The sequence below is a fragment of the Nocardioides sp. P5_C9_2 genome, assembly GCF_054049555.1.
The window spans coordinates 1-2,520 of record NZ_JBFUMD010000531.1; the positions used below are offsets into that span (position 1 = coordinate 1).

The following is a 2,520-nucleotide window of genomic DNA, read 5'->3' on the forward strand; positions in this document are numbered from 1 at the left end:
GGCCAGCACCCTGCAGGACCGACTGTGACCGGCCGCTACGTGGCCGCGATCGACCAGGGCACGACGTCCACCCGCTGCCTCGTCTTCGATCACGGCGGCCGCATGGTGTCGGTGGCCCAGCACGAGCACGCCCAGCTCTTCCCGGAGCCCGGGTGGGCCGAGCACGACGCCACGGAGATCTGGACCAACACCCTCCGGGTGCTGCCGGAGGCCCTCCACGTCGCGGGACTCGACGTCTCCGACATCGCCAGCGTGGGGATCGCCAACCAGCGCGAGACCACCGTCGTGTGGGACCGGGCCACGGGTCGTCCTGTTGCCCCCGCCATCACCTGGCAGGACACCCGCTCCAGCGAGATCGTCGCCCGCCTCAACGACAGCCCCGACGCAGGCCTGTTCGAGGAGGTCTGCGGCATCGCCCCGGCCGGGTACTTCGCGGCCCCGCGGCTGCGGTGGCTCCTCGACCACGTGCCGGGGCTCCAGCGACGCGCACGCACCGGCGAGCTGGCCTTCGGGACCATGGAGTCCTGGCTCATCTGGAACCTCACCGGCGGCCCGGACGGCGGGGTGCACGTCACCGACGTCACCAACGCCAGCCGCACCATGCTGATGGACGTCCGCAGCCTGTCCTGGGACACCCGCCTGCTCGACCTGCTCGACATCCCGGGCGAGCTGCTGCCGGAGATCCGCCCCAACGTGGAGGTCTACGGGACCTGCTCGGTGGGTCTGCCGGGGGTCCCGATCGGCGGCGCGTTCGGGGACCAGCAGGCCGCCCTGTTCGGTCAGACGTGCTTCGCGGCGGGCGAGGCGAAGTGCACCTACGGCACGGGCGCCTTCCTGCTCATGAACACCGGGGGCACCCTGACGCCCTCCTCGCGCGGGCTCCTCTCCACGGTCGCCTACTCCCTGCCGGGCGAGGCACCGCAGTACGCGACCGAGGGGTCCATCGCGGTCGCGGGCGCACTCGTCCAGTGGTTCCGCGACGCGCTCCAGATGATCAGCTCGGCACCGGAGATCGAGACGCTCGCCAGACGGGTGGAGGACAACGGCGGTTGCTACATCGTGCCCGCCTTCGCGGGCCTCTTCGCCCCGCACTGGCAGCCGGAGGCCCGCGGCGTGGTCGTCGGGCTGACGTCGTACGTCACCCGGGCCCACCTGGCTCGCGCCGTGCTGGAGGCCACCGCGTGGCAGAGCTGCGAGGTGGTCGAGGCGATGAACGCGGACACCGGGACGGCGCTCACCACGCTGCGCGTCGACGGCGGGATGACGGCCAACCACCTGCTCATGCAGATGGTCGCCGACGTGCTGGCGGTGCCGGTGGAGCGACCGCTCGTGTCGGAGTCGGTGTCCCTGGGCGCGGCGTACGCGGCCGGGCTGGCGGTCGGCTACTGGCCGGACCTGGAGGGCCTGCGCGCCAACTGGCGGCGCGCGGCGGTGTGGGAGCCCCAGATGAGTGAGGCGTCGCGCGGACGCGGCCGGGCGGAGTGGACCCGTGCCGTCGAGAGCACGCTGCAGTGGGCGGCGGAGGCCTGAGCCGTCCTCCCGCCCTCAGGTCACGTCGTACTGGACCATGAAGTAGAGGACCAGCGACGTGACGCCGAGCACCACCAGCGCGGTGACGGCCATGCCGATCACCATGAAGATCGCGAAGCGGCGCGTCTTGCGTCGCGAGAGCAGCACCACCGGGACCACGAGCGCGACCAGGACGAGCGGGAAGAGCTGCTGCGCGCGCTCGTAGGAGAACATCAGGCGCAGCACCCCGGCGAAGCCGCCCGGCAGCGCGGTGACGAGCAGCATGCCGGCGAAGAAGCCGGTGATCCCGGCGAAGGTCGGGTGGCTGCGGTGCCACCAACCGGCCTCGACCGTCGGCTCGACCCGGGTCGGTGTCTCGGTCGTCTCCGGGGTGCTCATGAGGCTCATCGTAGGACGGTGGGGAGCTCGATCACGTCGGGCATGCCGAGGGAGGCCCACCGGGTGAGATCGGGCTCACGCCCGGTCAGCGTGGCCACCAACGCGGTCCAGGCGGTGCCGTGCCCGACCAGCACGACGTCGTCGTCGCCGTGGACGTCGAGGATGCGGCGTACGGCGGGCACGAGCCGCTCGCGGCAGGCGTCCAGCGGCTCCCAGCCCGGTGCCGCGGGGGTCGACGGGTCCGCGAAGGCAGCCCGGACCCGGTCGGGGAAGTCGTCGAGCCACCCGGCCGCCCGTTCGTGCTCGCGGAGCTCCTCGACGATCCCCACCCCGCCGTCGGTCAGCAGCTGGGCGGTCTGCTGCGCCTTCGGCTCGGGCGAGCAGAACCAGGCGGCCCGCGCCGGAAGTCGCCCGGACTCGCGCAGCGCCCAGATGTCGTCGAAGCCCGCAGGGTCGAGGTCCCACGCGCTGGCGGGCCGATCCCGGTCGACCGAGGGGCGGCCGTGGCGGACGAGGAAGAGGGTCACAGGAACTCCCCGGCTCCACGCAGGCGGGTGCGGAGCAGGCCGGCGGCCCGCGAGGAGTCCAGTCGCACGTCGATCGGTCCGGGCA

At 72.9% G+C, this 2,520-nt stretch carries 3 protein-coding genes; 1 reads left to right on the forward strand and 2 read right to left on the reverse strand.

What is annotated here, in order from left to right; translation table 11 throughout:
- Positions 1-24: 24 nt before the first annotated feature.
- Complete coding sequence (gene glpK, locus ACXJKL_RS19210; RefSeq protein WP_457208604.1) at positions 25-1,530, forward strand: glycerol kinase GlpK; 1,506 nt, start codon at positions 25-27, stop codon at positions 1,528-1,530.
- Positions 1,531-1,545: 15 nt separating this feature from the next.
- On the opposite strand, the gene ACXJKL_RS19215 is transcribed toward glpK, so the two are convergent.
- Positions 1,546-1,908: a hypothetical protein gene (locus ACXJKL_RS19215; RefSeq protein ID WP_457208602.1), complete on the reverse strand. Its 363-nt coding sequence runs from the start codon at positions 1,906-1,908 to the stop codon at positions 1,546-1,548.
- 5 nt (positions 1,909-1,913) lie between these two features.
- Positions 1,914-2,435, reverse strand: coding sequence for a histidine phosphatase family protein (locus tag ACXJKL_RS19220; protein ID WP_457208603.1), 522 nt, complete (start codon positions 2,433-2,435; stop codon positions 1,914-1,916).
- Between the last annotated feature and the right edge of the window lie 85 nt (positions 2,436-2,520).